We start from the raw sequence: 16,987 nt of genomic DNA, 5'->3' as shown, positions 1-16,987 counted from the left end.
TGTCTGCAGTTTTCCGGAGCTTTTCATGGCCCAGATTCTATCGCCTCTTCCCGGCACTTTCTATCGGAGCGCTTCGCCGGACCAGCCGCCCTACAAGGCGGATGGCGACGCGGTCTCCGCCGGAGACGTAATCGGTCTCATCGAAGTGATGAAGTCGTTCCACGAAGTGAGGGCCGAGACGGCCGGTAAGAACATCCGCTTCCTTGCCGACAATGAAGAGCCCATCATGGCTGGCGCGCCTATTGCGGATCTCGACTGATGCTGAAAAAGCTTCTGGTTGCCAACCGGGGCGAGATCGCGGTCAGGATCATCCGGGCCGCACAAGATCTGGGCATCGCCACTGTGGCGGTGTATTCGGCCGCGGATGCCGGGGCGCTCCACGTCGAGCTTGCGGACGAAGCGGTCAACATCGGCCCACCGGCAGCAAAGAAGTCCTATCTCAACATCGAAGCAATTTTGACGGCTGCCCGCGAAACCGGCTGCGACAGCGTTCATCCTGGCTATGGCTTCCTTGCCGAGAATGCCGCCTTTTCAGATGCGGTCACAGGCGCCGGACTGGTTTTCGTCGGCCCGTCGGGGGATGCGATCCGGATGATGGGCGACAAGGTCTCGGCGCGATCAGCCGCCGCCGCCGCGGGTGTCCCAGTGGTGCCAGGCTCGGCTGGACGGGTCGAGGGCCTCGAGGCTGGCCGCGAGGTGCTGGCCGAAACCGGCTTTCCGGTGATGATCAAGGCTGCGGCAGGCGGTGGCGGGCGGGGCATCCGCATTGCGAACTCGTTCGCCGAATTCGAGCAAGCCTTTCCTCAGGCCGAAGCAGAAGCCCTCGCCGCCTTTGGCGACGGTGGTCTCTACATGGAAAAGGTGATCGGCAAGGCCCGCCATGTCGAGGTGCAGATCCTGGCAGACGGAAGCGATGCCATCCACTGCTACGAGCGGGAATGCTCGCTGCAGCGGCGACGCCAGAAGGTCTGGGAGGAGGCTCCGTCGCGCGCACTTTCCGACGGGCTGCGCGAGGAGCTCTGCGCTTCCGCGGTCGCTTTGGCAAAGGCGGTCAAGTACTCTGGTGCGGGTACGGTAGAGTATCTTTATGACGATGAAGCAGACCGCTTTTACTTCATCGAGATGAACACCCGTATTCAGGTCGAGCACCCGGTCACCGAGGCGATTACCGGCATCGACCTCGTGGCTGAGATGCTTCGCATAGCCGGCGGCGAGAAGCTGCGGATTCGGCAGGGCGATGTCTCCGTCAAGGGGCATGCGATCGAAGTACGGCTCAATGCCGAAGATCCGGCGAAGGAGTTCGCTCCATTCCCCGGGCAGGTGGCCGAGCTTCGCGTTCCCGGCGGTCCGGGCGTACGCTTCGACTCGATGCTCTACCAAGGCTATCAGGTGCCGCCCTTCTATGACTCGCTGCTTGCCAAGCTGATCGTCCATGCAGAGACGCGCGAGGCGGCGATAGTGCGGTTGATCCGCGCGCTTAACGAGTTGAAGATCGGCGGGCTCAAGACCACCAAGCCGCTGTTTCTTGCGCTGGCCGCCGATCCGGCGGTGCGGGCGGGAGACGTGCATACCCGCTGGCTGGAAGGCTGGCTCATCGAAAACGCCGCAGCATCGGCGGGCTAAGGAGGACCGATGTCGATACGATTCAACTTCGGCGGTGACGAACATATCTTCGGCGAGGTTTCCGAGGAAATGTCGCTCACCTCGTTCTTTACCGGCCTTTCGATGACCAACGCGGTGCGTACGGCAGGCATCCGGGGCGTCACCGAGATCTGCCCAGCCAACGCCAGCTTCCAGATCCGCTTCGACCCCGACATCGTCAGGCCGCAGGATTTGCTCAGCGAACTGAAGTCGATGGAAGAGGCGGCCTCAAAGGCTGCCCCGGTGCTGAAGACCCGGATCATCGAACTGCCGGTTTTTTTCCAGGATCCATGGACGCGTGAAACCTGCTTGCGCTTCCGCGAGCGCCATCAGGACCCATCCTCCACCGATCTTGAATATTCGGCACGCATCAACGGCTACGCCACGGTGGAAGAGTTTATCGCGGCCTATTCCGGCCAGCCTTGGTTCGTATCCATGGTCGGCTTCGTCGCCGGACTGCCCTTCCTGTACCAGATGGTTGAGCGCAAGAAACAGATTCAGGCTCCGAAATATTTGCGTCCACGCACCGACACTCCCAAGCTTACCATTGGCCATGGCGGCTGCTTTGCAGCGATCTATTCGGTGCGCGGCGCTGGCGGCTACCAGATGTATGGCATAACCCCGGCCCCGATCTACGACCCTACCAGGAAGGTGCGCTACCTCGCCGATGATATGTGCCTGTTCAAGCCAGGCGACATCGTCAAGTTCAAGGCCATTGGTCGCGATGAGTACGACGCCACGCTGGAGGAAATCGAAGCCAATCAGTGGCAGCCGACGATTCGCGAATGCACCTTCAGCCTGACCGACTTCAACAGCGATATTTACGGCACAAATGCAAAGCTGATGGAGCTTATCAATGGCCGCTAAGGTAATCTCTCCCGGCCTCTCCACTTCGGTGCAGGACCTTGGCCGACCAGGCCACTATCATGTCGGCATCCCCGAAGGCGGCGGCATGGACCGCTTTGCCACACGCATCGCGAACCTGCTTGTCGGCAACGATCCCGGTGCGGCGGTGCTCGAAGCCACCTTCATGGGGCCTGAACTGGAATTCACCCAATCGGCAGTCATCGCCGTCACGGGGGCAGAGCTGCCACCCAAACTTAATGGCGAGGAACGGCCGACCTGGGAAAGCTTTCCGGTGAAGACAGGTGACCGGCTGTCCTTTGGCTTCCTCAAGGGCGGCGCGCGCGCTTATCTAGCCATCTCCGGCGGCATCGACGTACCCGTGGTTCTCGGCTCGCGCTCGACCTATATTCTGGGCGCACTCGGCGGCCATCAAGGCCGCACGCTGAAGGCCGGCGACGAGCTTCCCATCGGTGAAGGCTCCGGAAAAGCCGGTCTTTCGCTGCCTGCCAATCTGCGCCGTATGTGGAATAGTCCGGCGGAACTCAGAATGCTTCCTGGCATGTACTGGCATCGGATTACTGAAGCCGCAGGCAATCGGTTCTTTGAGGAAACCTGGAAGGTCGCGCCCGAGGCTGACCGCATCGGCTATCGCTTCCGCGGCGGGACGCCGCTGGAGTTCGTTGAGCGTGAGCAGCCTTTCGGCGCAGGCTCCGACCCCTCGAACATCGTCGACGCCTGCTATCCCTACGGATCCGTCCAGGTGCCGAGTGGCACGGAGCCGATCGTTCTTCACCGGGACGCGGTTTCGGGTGGCGGCTATATGATGCTGGGTGTGGTGATCTCGGCCGACATGGACCTGATCGCCCAGCTTCAGCCGCACACCCCGGCGCGCTTCGTTGCGGTGACGCTGGAAGACGCGCTGGCCGCGCGAGCGGAACAGCGCGCCGCGCTGGCGCGTGCCGAAGGGTATCTGGCCGGCTGACGTCAGCCGGGAAATGCCGGCGGAGGAGCCGGAGGTGAGGAGATCGGCCGGCCAAAACCGACCGCGCGCGGCGGAAGACAAAATCCGGTGCGCGAAACGACAAGACGACGCCGGGCAACGGCGTGAATTTGGCCATCCGAGCAGTCCGCTAGAGACCGCCGGAACCGACAGGGGAAGACATCAGCAACGTGACTGGCCGCAAGGCCGGATGCTTCGCGCCTTTCCGTCGGTAACAAGAAGGAAAGGGACATGAGTCATCTGAGCGCGGAGAACGTCTCGGTGTCGTTTGCGGGGCTAAAGGCCCTGTCATCGGTGGACCTCCAAATTACGCCTGGGCGCATCGTTGGCCTCATCGGCCCCAACGGCGCTGGCAAGACCACGCTGGTCAACGTGCTGACGGGCTTCCAGGCTCCAACGGAAGGCACCGTCAAGCTCGACGGGGCGGCACTCTCGGGTCTCAAGCCGCATCAGGTCCGCCGGCGCGGCATCGCCCGCACCTTCCAGGGTGGGCGGCTCTTCCGCGACCTGCCGGTGCTGGACAATCTGGAGGTAACCGGCGTTGGTCTGGGAATGAGCCGGCGCGCAGCCATCGCCGAAGCGGAAGCGATGCTCGACTGGATCGGCATCGGCGCGCTGGGTCCCCGCGTCGCCGGAACCTTGCCTTATACGGATGAGCGCCGCGTGGCCATTGGCCGCGCCCTGATGGGACGGCCCGCATACATCCTGCTTGACGAGCCCGCGGCCGGCATGAGCACGCCGGAGGCGCGGGAGCTTTCGGCGCTGATAAGACACATCGCCGGCGATCTCGGCTGCGGTGTCCTGCTCATCGAGCACAATGTCGGGCTGGTGCTCGGCCTTTGCGAGCATATCGTCGTGCTCGATTCCGGAGCGATCATCGAGGAGGGTCCGCCCGCCGCGATCCGCGATAGCGAGAAGGTGCGCCACGCCTATATGGGCACGGCCGCGAACACCGACCTGCCCGTGCTGGAGGTGATGGAATGAGCCTGCTCGCCCTTTCCGATATCACCATCCGCTATAGCCGTCTCACGGCGGTGCGCGACGTCTCCTTCTCCATGGACGAAGGAGAAATCCTGTTCATCACCGGCCCGAACGGAGCTGGGAAGTCTTCGCTGCTGCGTGCGATCGCCGGTGTGACGCCGGTGGCGGGCGGCCGGATCGACCTGGCGGGCCATGAGATCACCGGCCAGGCACCGGAGAACATCGCCCGGCTCGGATTCTCCATGGTGCCGGAGGGGCGCGATGTCTTCGGCTCGCTGACGACCGAAGAGAACCTTCTCGTCGGCACTGGCATGCACGCTCGTGACCGCGGCTGGCGAAGCCGAACGGCGGGCGACCTCGAAGCCGTCTACGCAACCTTCCCGATGCTGAAAGAGAGGCGGCACGGGCAGGCGGGATTGCTGTCCGGCGGGCAGCAGCAAATGCTGGTCATCGGACGCGCGCTGATGACCAATCCGCGGCTCATAGCCATCGACGAGCCTTCGCTGGGCCTCGCCCCCAACATCAACGACCAGGTCTACGAGCGGCTCATCGCGCTGCGTGCGCAGCGCCAACTCACGCTGCTGATCGTAGAGCAGAGTTCGGCCCGGGCGATGATGGTGGGTGGGCGCATGATCCTGATGCGTGGCGGGCAGATCGTGCTCGATGGTGACGCCCGGACACTCGGAAACGGCGAGGCGATCCAGGCTGCCTACTTCGGTTACGAGGACCATTGAGATGCTCCAGATCCTGTTTGACGCACTCTCGCTTGGTTCGCTCTACGCGCTCGGGGCACTTGGCATTGCCCTCATCTTCGGCGTCATGCGGCTTGTGAACTTCGCGCATGGCGACGTCATCGCCTTCTGCGTCTTCGCGCTGCTGTGGCCATCGACGGATGCCATGGCCATCGTCTTTGCTGGCCAATTGCCGTGGTACCTGCTGGTGCCCTTCGTGCTGCTCTGCGGAGCCGGGCTGTCGGTGCTGTGCGAAATCGTCGTCTTCAGGCGGTTCCGCAACGCCAACCCGGCAACGATGATGATTGCTTCTTTCGCGCTCGGTTTCGTCATTCGCTATTTTCTGCTGATGCTTTTCTCGAGCCGGCCGAAGTCGATCAATCTCCTCCCAGAACTCTCCCAGCCCATCGAGATCTTCGGCGCCAGGCTGCCGCTTCTCCAGCTCATCACCATCATCGCGACGATGTTGATCCTGATAGGTCTGACCCTCTTTCTGCGCCGGACCCGGTTCGGACTGGAAATGCGGGCGGCGGCGGAGAATTTCTCCATGGCGCGCATGCTCGGCGTCCGCGCCAACCGGGTCATCATGGGGGCCTTCGCGCTGTCAGGCGCGCTGGCAGGTGCCATCGCCTTGATCTTCGGGGTGCAGACCGGCACCGCCGATATCCAGATGGGGGCGGCGATCATGCTGATGGCGTTCATCGCAACGGTTATCGGCGGCTTGGGCAGCCTGGCTGGCGCCGTGCTGGCGGGCTTCCTGCTCGGTGCCGCGTCGGTGATCATGCAGGTCATGCTGCCTATCGACGCCCGGCCCTTCCGCGATGCCTTTGTCTACGGAGCGGTCATCCTCGTTTTGCTCTTCCGTCCGCAAGGCCTGATTTCGGCGCGTGGCACAAAGGAAAGGGTCTGATCCATGTCCGCAGCGTCCCCGGCCATCGAGCCGCAAATGACCACCGGCGCCATTGTCGCCAAAACCCCCCGGCCCTTCGTGCTGGCGCGTCGTACCATCATCACGCCGATCCTGCTGTCGCTGTTGATGATCGCCATCGCACTCCTGACGATGATGACCGGATCGAGACCGTTCAATCAGGTGATCATTGACGTCTTCCTCCGGGTCATCCTCGTCGTCGGCCTTTATGTATTTATTGGAAATTCGGGCGTGCTGAGCTTCGGGCATATCGGCTTCACCTGCCTCGGCGCCTATGTGGCGGCATGGCTGACGATCAATCCCATCATGAAGAAGATGGCCTTTTCCGGTCTTCCCGGCTGGCTGATAAAAGCCCAGATGCCCTATTGGGAGGCGGCCATTATTGCCGCGATCTTTGCGGGGTTGGCGGCGCTGATCTTCGGACGGATCCTGATGCGGCTGTCGGGCATCGCCGCCTCCATCGCGACCTTCGCCATGCTGGCGATGATCAACACCATCTACTCCAACTGGGAAACCGTTACCGGCGGGACATCGTCGGTCGTCGGGATCCCGATCATCCGTTCGATCTGGCCCTATCTGATCGCCGCCATCCTCTCGGTCTTCATTGCCTGGGCACATGCAATTTCGCGTTCCGGCCTGGCACTGCGTGCCGCCCGCGACGAACCGACGGCCGCGGCAGCCTCCGGCATCGATATTCCCAGGGAGCGGCTTGTCGCCTTCGTGATCTCCGGTGCCATAATGGGTCTCGGCGGCGCCTTGATGGCTCACTCCATCGGGGTTGTGACGCCCGACACCTTCTATCTCGGTCTCACCTTCATCACCATCGCCATGCTCGTCGTTGGCGGCATGGGCAGCCTTTCGGGCGGCGTGATCGGTGTCGTGTTCCTGTCGGCCCTCATTCAGACCCTGCGCTGGCTGGAAGCCGGGGTTTCCATTGGCGACGTCGCGTTCGCCATACCGAAAGGCCTTCAGGAGATCGCCCTGGGCATCATCATGATCATCATTCTGGCGCTTCGTCCGGCAGGCGTCTTCGGCAATCGCGAGATCTCTTTAACCCGCAACCGCGGTGACTGACCGGCGGATTGTAAGCCGCCGCAACCCTGAAAGGAGAAGTCTATGATAAACAAACTGAAAATAACGACAATGACGATGCTCTTCACCGCAACAGCTGCCTTTCCAGCCTTGGCGGACGACAGCAAGATCGTCGTCGGTTTCGCCACGGCGGAATCGGGCTTCATGGAGGCTTACGACAAGCCCGCCACCGATGCCGCGCTGATCCGCATCGACGAAATCAATGCCGCCGGCGGTCTTCTTGGGAAGAAAATTGAAGTCGTGAAAGCCGACACCAAGTCCGACCGTGCAGAAGGCGCAAAGGCCGGTCTTTCCGTTCTCGACCAGGGCGCTGACCTCGTCGTCGTTTCCTGCGACTACGACTTCGGTTCGCCAGCGGCGCTTGCCGCCGAGGCGGCTGGCAAGGTTTCCTTCTTCCTCTGTGCTGAATCCGTAAAGGCGGGCATCCAGGGCGTAGGCCCGCACAGCTTCTCGGCGTCGGTGCTGGCGGCCGTGCAAGGAGCGACGATGGCCGAATGGGCATACAACAAGAAGGAGGCCAAGACCTTCTATCGCCTGCTCGACAGCTGGACGGAATACAACAAGGGCATCTGCGACGGCTTCGACTGGATGATGCCGAAGCTGGAGGCCAAGGGCGCCAAACTTCTGGGTCAAGACACCTTCAAGAATGACGACCCTTCAATCGCTGCCCAGATCAGCCGCATCAAGGCCCTGCCAAAAGAACCCGATGCGATCATGCTTTGCACCATGATGCCGGGCGGCGTTTCGGCGATAAAACAAATCCGTGCCGCTGGCATCAATTCGATGATCCTCAACGGCTCCGGCATGGACGGCAGCTACTGGCTGTCGGCGGTACCTGACCTTTCCAACTTCTACGTTCCGGTTCAGGGTTCCATCTATGGCGACGACCCGAACCCGGAAGTCACCAAGTTCAACGCAGCCTACAAGGCCAAGACCGGCGGCGACCCATCTTCCATGTATGTCTATCCAGGCTATGTCATGATCGACGTCTGGGCAAAGGCCGTCGAGCGCGCCAAGAGCATCGATGCCGATGCCGTTGTCGCGGAACTCGAAAAAATGAAGAACGAGCCGACCCTCTTCGGTTCGCGCACTTTCACCTCCGAACTGCACCACCAGAACCAGACCAAATACCTGGTCGCCGACACCGAGAAGGGCAAGCCAGCGATCATCGACAGTTGGACGATCTCCGAACCGATCCCGCTTGACGCGCTCTTGAAGTAGTCGTGGCGCCGGCTTGGTCCGGCCGTCCTTCCCAAGCAAAGAACCCGGCCCGCACGATGTGGGCCGGGTTCAACCTATCAGTCCATGACATGCGAACTTTTATGTCCGGGCCTTGCGATAGGAATCCTTGAGCGCAATTCGCGCGCCTGAAAAAACGAAGATGTCGCAGCCATCGACCTCGATCTTGTCTCCCGCGGCCGTTGTTCCCGTGAAGCGCCACGAAGACAGTCCGGTATCTCCGCTGACCACATGGTTGTCATTTGACCAGGCAGCGTCCGAAAAGGTTGAGAAGATAGCGGCATAGGCTGCCCGCACGGCCTCCCGCCCAGTGTGACGGCGACCGTTGGGGTCGGGTCCAGCCGAAGCATGGAAGGCGCAATCCTCCGCCATGCAGGCCATCAAGCCGTCGAGGTCATGGGCGTTCCACGCCGCCATGAACCGGCCTAGAAGCGCGGATCGCTGCAACGAAAGATCGCCTCCGGTCATGCCGGTCTGGTCCGCATCGCCGATCATTCCAGCCCTTCCTTCGCCACCGCGCCGACCAGCCGGTCCAGCGATCTCGACATGCGGGTCATGATTTCGGCGATGTCCTCTCCCGTCACGATCATCGGCGGGCAAAGCGCAAGCTGGTCGCCGATATTGCGGAAGATGAGACCTTCTTCGTGACCGATCACCGACGCTATCGCGCCCGCGCGTCCTACTTTTGCGAAAGGCCGCTTGGTCGCCTTGTCAGCAACCAGCTCGACCGCCCCGATCAGGCCGGTGCCGCGAGCCTCCCCGACAAGGGGATGATCGGCAAACGAGCGAATGCCCGCCTGGAAGAGCGCTTCCATGCGGGCCGCATTGCCCATCAAATCGCGCTCCTCGATGATGGCGAGATTTTCCAGCGCAACGGCTGTCGCGACCGGGTGGCCCGACGCCGTGAAGCCATGGCCGAAATTACCGATCGTCACGGTGTTGTCGGCAATCGCCTGATAGATCGCTTCAGAGAAAATGACGGCGGCAAGCGGCATGTAAGAGGAGGTGATCTGCTTGGAGACCGTCATGATATCAGGCGTGAAGCTGAATTTCTGGCAGCCAAAGGGCGTGCCGAGCCGCCCGAAACCACAGATCACCTCATCTGCTATCAGAATAATATCATTTGCCCGGCAGATTTTCTCCACGCCTTCCCAATACCCGACCGGCGGGGGCAGAACGCCGCCAGCTGCCATAAGCGGCTCCCCTATGAAGGCCGCGATCGTATCAGCCCCTTCTTCCGCGATCACCGCCTCCAGTTCGGCGAGCAGGCGCGCCGTGAAGGCGGCTTCGTCTTCGCCTTCCATGCCGAAACGATAGAAGTGCGGGCAGGTCAGGTGACGAACGGGAATCGCCGGCAGGTCGAAGTCGCGATGGTTGATCGGCAGGCCCGTCAGGCTGCCGGAGGCGACTGTGATGCCGTGATAACCCTTGGTCCGCGCCAGGAATTTCTTCTTCTTGGGTCGGCCGAGCGCATTGTTCATGAACCACACCATCTTGACGATGGTGTCGTTGGCTTCCGAGCCCGACGACGTGAAGAAGACACGCGTCAGGTTTTGCGGCGTCATCTCCACGAGTTTCTCCGCGAGCCGGATGGACGGCTCATGCGCCTTGGAGGAGAAGGTGTGATAGTAGGGCAGCTTCAGCATCTGCTGATAGGCGGCGTCGGCCAACCGCTTTTCCGAAAAGCCGACGGCCACCGACCATAGCCCGGCGAGCCCTTCGATATATTCCTTGCCGCGCTCGTCATACACACGGATGCCGTCGCCGCGGCTGATGATCAGCGGCCCGGTTTTTTCGTGCTGACGCAGGTTGGTGTAGGGATGCATGGTGGCGCCGATGTCGGCGGCGGCGAGAGAGTTGGAAAGCGCGTCCATGGAAGTCCTCAGCGGCTTGGGGAAGTGGTTCGGGGTTGTGAGTTCGAGATAGTTTTCGATCCCATGCGCGGAGCCTTCACGATACGGAAGAATGAATCATGGCAGGCTTTTGGAATGCGTGTCGATGATCCGCCGCATCAGCGCGGCGACGTCGCGCGCATTCGGCGGATCGGAGTGGATGCAGACGGTGTCGAAGTCGACCGGGCGGACCGTACCGTCTACCGCGACGAGTTCGCGTCGGGTAAGCGCCCCCATCATGCGGTGCTCGGCAAGTGTCAGGTCGATAGCCGACTGTACGCGCGGGATGATCAGGCTGCCGCCGGGAGCGTAGGTAAGATCGGGAAAGAACTCGCCCACGAAGGCAACGTCAAGCTCAACTGCCGCCGTCTCGTGACAGGTTCCCGCCATGCCGAAGAGCGGGACGCCGAACGGCTTGACCGCCGCGGCGATTGCCCGGGCGGTGTCCATGTCGCGCGCGGCCATGCCGTAGATAATGCCGTGCGGCTTGACGTGGCTGAGCCGCCCGCCCTCGGCGGCCAGTATCCCTTTCAGAGCACCGATCTGATAGAGAAAGGCGGCTGTCAGTTCCTCTGGCTGAAGTTTCATTTCCCGCCGACCGAACCCCTCCCGATCGGGAAGGGAAGGATGCGCGCCGACCTGCTTGCCATGCGAGAGCGCTAGCCGCACGGTCTTCAGCATCGTCCACGGATCGGAGGCGTGGAAGCCGCAGGCGATATTGGCGCAATCGATATGAGGCATGATGCCGGCATCGTCGCCGAAACGCCAGTTGCCGTAGCTTTCCCCCATGTCGCAGTTCAGGGTGACCATGGTTTGCTTGCCTCAGCCCAGGGTGTTCGACGCCCAGCCGGGGGCGATGTGCGGGAAATCCGGCGGCGGTTCGCGCTCGTGCAGCAGTCGAAGCACGCGCGGAGGCGTCAGTGGCAGCTGCCGCACCGGCTTGCCGATGGCACGTGCCACTGCGCAGCCGATCGCCGCGCCAACGGCCAGGATTGGCACCTCGCCGGCGCCCTTGGTGCCGAGCGGGCCCATCGACGGTGCGCCCTCGTAGAGGTCGGCGGCGACCGCAATCACGTCCTGTGCCAGCGGCAGGCGATAGGTCTCGAAATCGTCCTGCGCGATGCGTCCGTCGGCGGTGATCGTCACCTCCTCATGCAACGCATAACCCAGCCCCTGCACCACGCCGCCTTGTATCTGGCCCAGGATGGCGCGCGGGTTGAGCGCGCGGCCGACATCCTGCACCACGCGATAGGCGAGCACCTCGACATGACCGGTGTCCGCATCAACCGCCACCTCGGCCTCGTGAACAACGAAGACGGGGATGTCGAGAGCGTCGATGAAATGCCCCATGGCGCAGCCGGACATTGCCGGGGCGTTCCTGGCGGTAAAGGCTCCGCTTCCTGTGATCGGGCCGGTGGTGGCCTGCGCATGGGCGACGATAGCGGGGATCGACATTCCGGAACCAGGACGTCCCGTGATCTCCACACGCCCCTCGCGCAGCACCAAGTCTTCCGGTCGGGTCTGGAGCATCTCGCCAGCGGTCCGCAGCAACTTCTCACGCACTTCCGCGCAGGCGGCCACGCTGGCCGCGCCGATGGATACAGTGGTTCGTCCCCCGCCAACGCCGACATCGAGACCGGCGGCATCCGTATCGGCTTCGCGCACGATCACCTGGTCGGGAGCGAGGCCAAGCTGCCCAGCCACGATCTGTGGCAAGGATTGCACCATCGTGCCCGATCCGATCTCCACACCCGACGTGACCAGCGTTGCGCTGCCGTCGGCGTTCAAATTCACCGTCGCCGCCGAGGGTCCGACGAAAACGAACCATGTGCCGACCGTGGTCGCAATTCCATAGAGCCTGCCGTCGGCCTTGGCTTGCGATGTGCCGGTGCTGGCGCGCAACGTCTCCATGCGATCGAGCATCGGACCCAGCACGTCGGCCTCGAAAACCTGGCCGGTGGCACCGAGATCGCCATCTCCCAGGACATTCTTCTTCCGAAACGCCATCGGGTCGAAGCCCAGCGCCTCGCAGATTTCGTCGGTATGTCGCTCCAACGCGAAGGTGTTGTAGACGCCGTTGCAGGCTCGGAACGCGCCGTTGGGTGGCGTGTTGGTGTATACGGCGCGGCTGACGAGCCGCGTTGCGCCAACCCTGTAATTGCCGCCCAGCGTGTGCGCCGTCATCGTCGTCAAGAAAACCTGCTCGCCTCCATACGCACCGCAGTCCATCAGCACGACCGCCTCGCGCCCGGCGATGTATCCTTCGGCGGTGACAGCGGACCGAATGCGGATTTCCGCATTCTCACGGCAGAGGCAGGTTGCCATCTCTTCCTGCCGGGTATTTTCCAGCACCACGGTGCGCCCGGTCATCCGCGCCAGAAGTGCCGTGATCGGCTCTATGGACGCATCGAATTTCAGGCCGAATCCGCCACCAACAGGTGGTACGGTGACCCGCACACGCCCGGGCGGAAGCTGCATGACCCTTCCGGTGACGTTGCGCACTGTCCAAGGCACCTGTGTCGAGGTCTGGATGTGAGCACGGCCGTCCTCCCAGGAGCCAATGGCAACACGCGGCTCGAAGGGCACATGGCTCTGCCGGCCGACGGTGAAACTGCTTTCGACAATGCGTATATCGGGACGGGCGAAGGCAGCGTCGACGTCGCCGCGACTGGATTTTGCCTCCCATGCGATGTTGCCTGAACGTGCACCGCCTTCCGTGATCACCTCATAGCCGCGCCAGCCCTCGTGGACGAGACGGGCGGCGGGCTGGAGCGCCTCGGCCATGGTAAACACCGGTGCCAGCGGTTCGACCTCCAGCACGATGGCGGCAAGTGCCGCCCGCGCCTGCTTCTCCGTCTCGGCGGCGATGACGGCGATTGGCTCGCCGTGATAGCGGATCGTGTCGATGGCCAGGAGCGGATGGTCGGCAATGCCGATGCCGTAGAGCCCTGGCGCATCGGCGCCGGTCGCCACCGCGCGCACGCCAGGACAGCGAAGTGCCGCCGAAACGTCGAGCTTGCGGATACGCCCCGCGGGAACGGTCGACCGCAGCAGCACGGCGTGCAACATGTCTGGGCGAGTCCGGTCGTTGGTGTATTTCGTCCGCCCTCGCAGCTTGTCCTGTGCATCGCGGCGCGGAAGATTCATCACCGTGGCCGCCAGCTCAGACATGGATGCCTCCCACCAACTGGCCGGCCTTTCGCGCCTGGTCGAGGCAGTCGGCCACGGCGTCGACGATCCGCTCATATCCCGTGCAGCGGCATATGTTGCCGACCATCGCGGCCTTGATTTCGGGGCGGCTCGCATGCGGATTGTCACGCACGAACGCCGAAAGGCTCATGACCATTCCCGGGAAACACATGCCGCATTGCACGGCATCGGCCGCCTCGAAATTGGCCTGGAGCGGGTGCAGCACCTGGTTTCCCGAACTCAATCCCTCGATGGTCGTCACCGCGCATCCCTGGACGAGTCCAACCGGCTTCAAGCAGGACGGCACCGCTTCGTCGTCGACATGCACCGTGCACGCGCCGCAAAAGCCTTCGCGGCACACAGCCTTGGTCCCCGTCAGGAACCGTTCCTGTCTCAGGATGTCGACGAGCGGCGTCATCGGATCTCCATCAAAGCAGCAGTCCTCGCCATTCAGCTGGAATGTCACAACCATGCCAGGCCCTCGGTCTTGAGAAGTGCGGCAACAGCGCGCCTGACCAGTGTCGGAAGAACCTGGCGCCGGTACCAACCCTCCGCTTCCTTGCCGTCGCGGCCCTGAAAATCATTGTGTTCCAGTGCAAGCTCGGCGGCGCGCTTCGGATCGAGCGCGGGCGCCGGGCCAGCCGCCATCGCCTGTTCGAGCGCCGTCCAGCGCCGCGCTACCGGCTCCACCGAGCCGACGGCGATGCGACATTTGTCTTTGTCCACCGCGAAGGAGACGATAGCGACCGGATAGTCGCCGGCTTGCCGGAGCGGCAGGCGGATGTGAGCACTTGCGATCAAGTCGCGGCGCAGATGAATTCTCGTCACCATCGCTTCGGTCAGCAGCGCAGGCCTGTCTTTGAGGAAATCCGAAATACCGAGGAGTCTTGAGCCTTCGAACGTCTGCAACTCCACCGTCGCCTCACAGGCGAGAAGCGCAGGGGCGAGATCGGCGGCGGCAAAGCCGAGGGCACAGAGGTTGCCGCCCACGGTGGCGACCCTTCGGATGCCGGGATTGGCCGCACCCTCGGCCGCGGCAACCAGACCTTCGAAGCCCGCTACCGCACGCAGCGCGCGGCCAAGCACCGTGTGGGTAACGGCCGCGCCGATCACGATATGGTCGGGCTCGATTTCGACCTTGGACAAGGCCGGTATTCGGTGGAGTGCGACCACCGCCTCGGGAAGGTCGACCCCGCGCCGCGGGTCACGCATCATCCAGGTGCCGCCGGCAAGCACCGTCGCGCCTTGCCGGCGTGCGGCCAATGCCTCTTCAATCGTGCTGGCCGCGGTGAACAATCGTTCCACGCTTGCTGCCATCTGTCATACCCCTCGGAAGCAGCCAACTTTCGCGACGCTGCAACATAGTTGCTCCAGCTTCACGCTCCTGTGAAATAGTAATTCTTTGAATATGGTATCGAAAAAACAGATAACTGCGGCATCCCGCAAGCGCCCGCAAGGTTTGCGGCGCGCTCGTTAGCGCTCAGACCCAGTGGGCGACGGTCCGTTTCTCAAAGCTTTCACGGAACTGGACGGTGGTTTTGGGAAGCAGTTCGCCAGTCTCCCAATCGAGGATCACGGCATAGTGCCGAACCGCATCGAGCGCATCGATCTCGCCCGAGCGGTATTTGCGCGCGACCTCCTCGGGATCCATGCGTGCCCTATCCTTCCGTTTCGCTCGGATGTCGGCGCGGCAGGCTTCGGTCGCCGTCTCGTCGATTTCGTATTGGCACAGGTCGCGGTCGATTTCGCGGATCACCACGCCGTAGTCGGTCCTGGCACGCTCCAGGGAAACGTAGTCGTCGATCACGTCCTCCATCACCTTGCGAGGCTCGCGCTCCAGTGGATCGCCGAAACCACCGCCGCCGGCCGTCGGACGCGCGAACTGGTCGCCTGTGTGGACGGAGTAATCTGAGAACACGGAGCCGAGCCAGATCTCGGTCTCTTCTCCGGCGCGCTTCATGGTCAAGCCGTGGGGCATCGACGGCAGCCCCCCTTCGACGCCCCAGACGACGGCGCGTTCGCGGTCGCAAATATAGGACATGACGGCATTTTCGGCGTCGAGCAACAACGAGGTCTTCTGCACGCCGACGCCACCGCGCCATTTGCCGGGACCGGCTGAATCCTGCTTGATCTGGAACTCGATCGTTCGAGTGGGATTCACCCGCTCGTTGCCTTCGTTCGGTTGCGACATCAGGCCCGTTCCGAAGCAGGCGGTGGTGACATCGGCGCCATCCTTGCCGTTGCGCCCGCCCCAGCCGCCAGGCAGCCATTCGTAGAACATGAAGATCGGCTTTTCGGGTTTGCGTGCGTCCCGCCCCCCGGCCAGCAGATATTCGAGGTTGAAGGCGCAGGCAATGGCGCGTTGGGGCATGATCTTCGACCACATCTCGAAGATCGCGTTCATGATCTTTTCGAATGGCATGAGGAACCCGGTCACCGCCACCGGCCATTCCGCGCTGACGATGCTGTTCTTCGGCGCGGTCACCTCGATCATCCGGTAAAACCCGCTGTTGAGTGGAAGGTCCGGGAAGAAGGTCTTCATACCGGCGACCACGGCCGAGAAGGTCGCGCCCGGCGCGGAATTGTACATCGAGGCGATGGTCGAATGGCTTCCCGTAAAATCGTAGTGGATCGTGTCGCCCTTGATCGTCATCTTGATGCGGATCGGGATCATTCCCTCGCCAGCGCCGAGATCGCGATCGATGTAGTCGACCGTCTCCCAGGTGCCGTCGGGCAGCTCCGCGAGACGCTTTCTCACGGCGCGTTCGACGTAGTCCTGAACCTCCTCCATACCGCGCATGACCTGGCGTCGCCCGTACTTCTTGACCAGCCGCAACAGTTCTCGCTCGGCCGCCTGCGTCGCCTGCGCCTGGGAATGGATGTCGCCAATGATCGATGCCGGATCGCGTGTGTTGGCCGCGATCATGTTGGCGACGTCGGAGCAGAAGCGGCCGCGCTGGAAAAGGCGCAACGGCGTGATCCGCAGGCCTTCGCGGAACATGTCGCGGGCGGTGACGTCGAAGGAACCCGGCACGGAGCCGCCGAGGTCCGACCAGTGGCCGTTCGACTGGGAGAAGCCGATCAGTTTGTCTTCGTCGAAGATCGGACGGACGAGCCGAACATCGCTGAAATGCGTACCGCCGGCATAAGGATCATTGATTGCGTAGACGTCACCGGGTGCCATATCGCCTTCAAAGACCCGGATCACCTCCTTGCATGTGTTGTGCAGTGTGCCGACATGGACCGCGATATCGTAGTTGCCCTGGGCGACGGAGTTGCCATCGGCGTCGTGCAGAGCGTTTGAAAAGTCCCGGTTGTAGATGACGAAGGAATAGCAGGTGCGAAGCATCTGTTCGGCCATCTGGTCGACGGTGGTGATGAAGGAGTTCTTCAGCACCTCGAACGTTACCGGATCGAGGCCAGGGTTCGTTTCAATCAGCTTTGTCAT

General features: G+C 62.6%; 16 protein-coding genes. 9 read left to right on the top strand and 7 right to left on the bottom strand.

The features are described from left to right. The first annotated feature begins 25 nt into the window (after positions 1–25). From ACLGL5_RS14395 to ACLGL5_RS14355, 9 genes are all read left to right on the top strand, one after another. Positions 26–259, top strand: coding sequence for an acetyl-CoA carboxylase (locus ACLGL5_RS14395; RefSeq protein WP_019860193.1), 234 nt, complete (start codon positions 26–28; stop codon positions 257–259). After that, entirely contained in the window at positions 259–1,623 is a 1,365-nt protein-coding gene (locus tag ACLGL5_RS14390; RefSeq protein WP_019860194.1) for an acetyl-CoA carboxylase biotin carboxylase subunit, read from the top strand. The genes ACLGL5_RS14395 and ACLGL5_RS14390 overlap by 1 nt, the downstream gene beginning before the upstream one ends. Before the next feature lie 9 nt (positions 1,624–1,632). Then, entirely contained in the window at positions 1,633–2,508 is an 876-nt protein-coding gene (locus tag ACLGL5_RS14385) for a 5-oxoprolinase subunit B family protein (RefSeq protein ID WP_019860195.1), read from the top strand. After that, a complete protein-coding gene (locus ACLGL5_RS14380) occupies positions 2,498–3,469 on the top strand; it encodes a 5-oxoprolinase subunit C family protein (protein ID WP_069091359.1) in 972 nt (323 codons plus the stop codon). The genes ACLGL5_RS14385 and ACLGL5_RS14380 overlap by 11 nt, the downstream gene beginning before the upstream one ends. Positions 3,470–3,718: 249 nt before the next feature. Further along, positions 3,719–4,471 (top strand): ABC transporter ATP-binding protein, encoded by a 753-nt coding sequence (locus tag ACLGL5_RS14375; protein WP_069091358.1) that lies wholly within the window; start codon positions 3,719–3,721, stop codon positions 4,469–4,471. Beyond that, positions 4,468–5,202, top strand: coding sequence for an ABC transporter ATP-binding protein (locus ACLGL5_RS14370; protein ID WP_019860198.1), 735 nt, complete (start codon positions 4,468–4,470; stop codon positions 5,200–5,202). The genes ACLGL5_RS14375 and ACLGL5_RS14370 overlap by 4 nt, the downstream gene beginning before the upstream one ends. A gap of 1 nt (position 5,203) precedes the next feature. Then, a complete protein-coding gene (locus tag ACLGL5_RS14365; protein WP_019860199.1) occupies positions 5,204–6,109 on the top strand; it encodes a branched-chain amino acid ABC transporter permease in 906 nt (301 codons plus the stop codon). 3 nt (positions 6,110–6,112) lie between these two features. Next, positions 6,113–7,201 (top strand): branched-chain amino acid ABC transporter permease, encoded by a 1,089-nt coding sequence (locus tag ACLGL5_RS14360; protein ID WP_051726724.1) that lies wholly within the window; start codon positions 6,113–6,115, stop codon positions 7,199–7,201. Positions 7,202–7,243: 42 nt separating this feature from the next. Next, the gene (locus ACLGL5_RS14355; protein ID WP_038644746.1) at positions 7,244–8,440 is read left to right on the top strand and encodes an ABC transporter substrate-binding protein; all 1,197 of its coding nucleotides are present in this window, start codon (positions 7,244–7,246) and stop codon (positions 8,438–8,440) included. 99 nt (positions 8,441–8,539) lie between these two features. Here the strand turns inward: ACLGL5_RS14355 and ACLGL5_RS14350 are convergent, their stop codons facing one another. From ACLGL5_RS14350 to ACLGL5_RS14320, 7 genes are all read right to left on the bottom strand, one after another. Further along, positions 8,540–8,953, bottom strand: coding sequence for a nuclear transport factor 2 family protein (locus ACLGL5_RS14350; protein WP_019860203.1), 414 nt, complete (start codon positions 8,951–8,953; stop codon positions 8,540–8,542). Continuing rightward, positions 8,950–10,332, bottom strand: a complete 1,383-nt coding sequence (locus tag ACLGL5_RS14345) for an aspartate aminotransferase family protein (protein WP_019860204.1) — start codon at positions 10,330–10,332, stop codon at positions 8,950–8,952. The genes ACLGL5_RS14350 and ACLGL5_RS14345 overlap by 4 nt, the downstream gene beginning before the upstream one ends. A gap of 96 nt (positions 10,333–10,428) precedes the next feature. Further along, positions 10,429–11,160: a LamB/YcsF family protein gene (locus ACLGL5_RS14340; RefSeq protein WP_020628982.1), complete on the bottom strand. Its 732-nt coding sequence runs from the start codon at positions 11,158–11,160 to the stop codon at positions 10,429–10,431. 12 nt (positions 11,161–11,172) lie between these two features. Further along, positions 11,173–13,521 carry a xanthine dehydrogenase family protein molybdopterin-binding subunit gene (locus ACLGL5_RS14335; RefSeq protein ID WP_019860207.1) on the bottom strand — a complete coding sequence of 783 codons (2,349 nt, stop codon included), beginning with the start codon at positions 13,519–13,521 and terminating at the stop codon, positions 11,173–11,175. Next, positions 13,514–14,011 (bottom strand): (2Fe-2S)-binding protein, encoded by a 498-nt coding sequence (locus tag ACLGL5_RS14330; RefSeq protein WP_069091357.1) that lies wholly within the window; start codon positions 14,009–14,011, stop codon positions 13,514–13,516. Before ACLGL5_RS14330 ends, ACLGL5_RS14335 begins: the two co-directional genes overlap by 8 nt. Next, positions 14,002–14,856: an FAD binding domain-containing protein gene (locus ACLGL5_RS14325; protein WP_038644744.1), complete on the bottom strand. Its 855-nt coding sequence runs from the start codon at positions 14,854–14,856 to the stop codon at positions 14,002–14,004. Before ACLGL5_RS14325 ends, ACLGL5_RS14330 begins: the two co-directional genes overlap by 10 nt. 163 nt (positions 14,857–15,019) lie before the next feature. Further along, a complete protein-coding gene (locus ACLGL5_RS14320) occupies positions 15,020–16,987 on the bottom strand; it encodes a hydantoinase B/oxoprolinase family protein (RefSeq protein ID WP_019860212.1) in 1,968 nt (655 codons plus the stop codon).

It is taken from the genome of Mesorhizobium sp. U510, from assembly GCF_059180695.1.
This window is presented reverse-complemented; position numbering and strand designations above follow the sequence as displayed.

Coding starts and splice junctions, on each gene's coding strand:
- ACLGL5_RS14345 (WP_019860204.1), bottom strand. CDS start 10,332: ATGGACGCGCTTTCCAACTCTCTCGCCGCCGCCGACATCGGCGCCACC.
- ACLGL5_RS14370 (WP_019860198.1), top strand. CDS start 4,468: ATGAGCCTGCTCGCCCTTTCCGATATCACCATCCGCTATAGCCGTCTC.
- ACLGL5_RS14365 (WP_019860199.1), top strand. CDS start 5,204: ATGCTCCAGATCCTGTTTGACGCACTCTCGCTTGGTTCGCTCTACGCG.
- ACLGL5_RS14350 (WP_019860203.1), bottom strand. CDS start 8,953: ATGATCGGCGATGCGGACCAGACCGGCATGACCGGAGGCGATCTTTCG.
- ACLGL5_RS14390 (WP_019860194.1), top strand. CDS start 259: ATGCTGAAAAAGCTTCTGGTTGCCAACCGGGGCGAGATCGCGGTCAGG.
- ACLGL5_RS14375 (WP_069091358.1), top strand. CDS start 3,719: ATGAGTCATCTGAGCGCGGAGAACGTCTCGGTGTCGTTTGCGGGGCTA.
- ACLGL5_RS14330 (WP_069091357.1), bottom strand. CDS start 14,011: ATGGTTGTGACATTCCAGCTGAATGGCGAGGACTGCTGCTTTGATGGA.
- ACLGL5_RS14380 (WP_069091359.1), top strand. CDS start 2,498: ATGGCCGCTAAGGTAATCTCTCCCGGCCTCTCCACTTCGGTGCAGGAC.
- ACLGL5_RS14360 (WP_051726724.1), top strand. CDS start 6,113: ATGTCCGCAGCGTCCCCGGCCATCGAGCCGCAAATGACCACCGGCGCC.
- ACLGL5_RS14355 (WP_038644746.1), top strand. CDS start 7,244: ATGATAAACAAACTGAAAATAACGACAATGACGATGCTCTTCACCGCA.
- ACLGL5_RS14340 (WP_020628982.1), bottom strand. CDS start 11,160: ATGGTCACCCTGAACTGCGACATGGGGGAAAGCTACGGCAACTGGCGT.
- ACLGL5_RS14320 (WP_019860212.1), bottom strand. CDS start 16,987: ATGACAAAGCTGATTGAAACGAACCCTGGCCTCGATCCGGTAACGTTC.
- ACLGL5_RS14335 (WP_019860207.1), bottom strand. CDS start 13,521: ATGTCTGAGCTGGCGGCCACGGTGATGAATCTTCCGCGCCGCGATGCA.
- ACLGL5_RS14325 (WP_038644744.1), bottom strand. CDS start 14,856: ATGGCAGCAAGCGTGGAACGATTGTTCACCGCGGCCAGCACGATTGAA.
- ACLGL5_RS14385 (WP_019860195.1), top strand. CDS start 1,633: ATGTCGATACGATTCAACTTCGGCGGTGACGAACATATCTTCGGCGAG.
- ACLGL5_RS14395 (WP_019860193.1), top strand. CDS start 26: ATGGCCCAGATTCTATCGCCTCTTCCCGGCACTTTCTATCGGAGCGCT.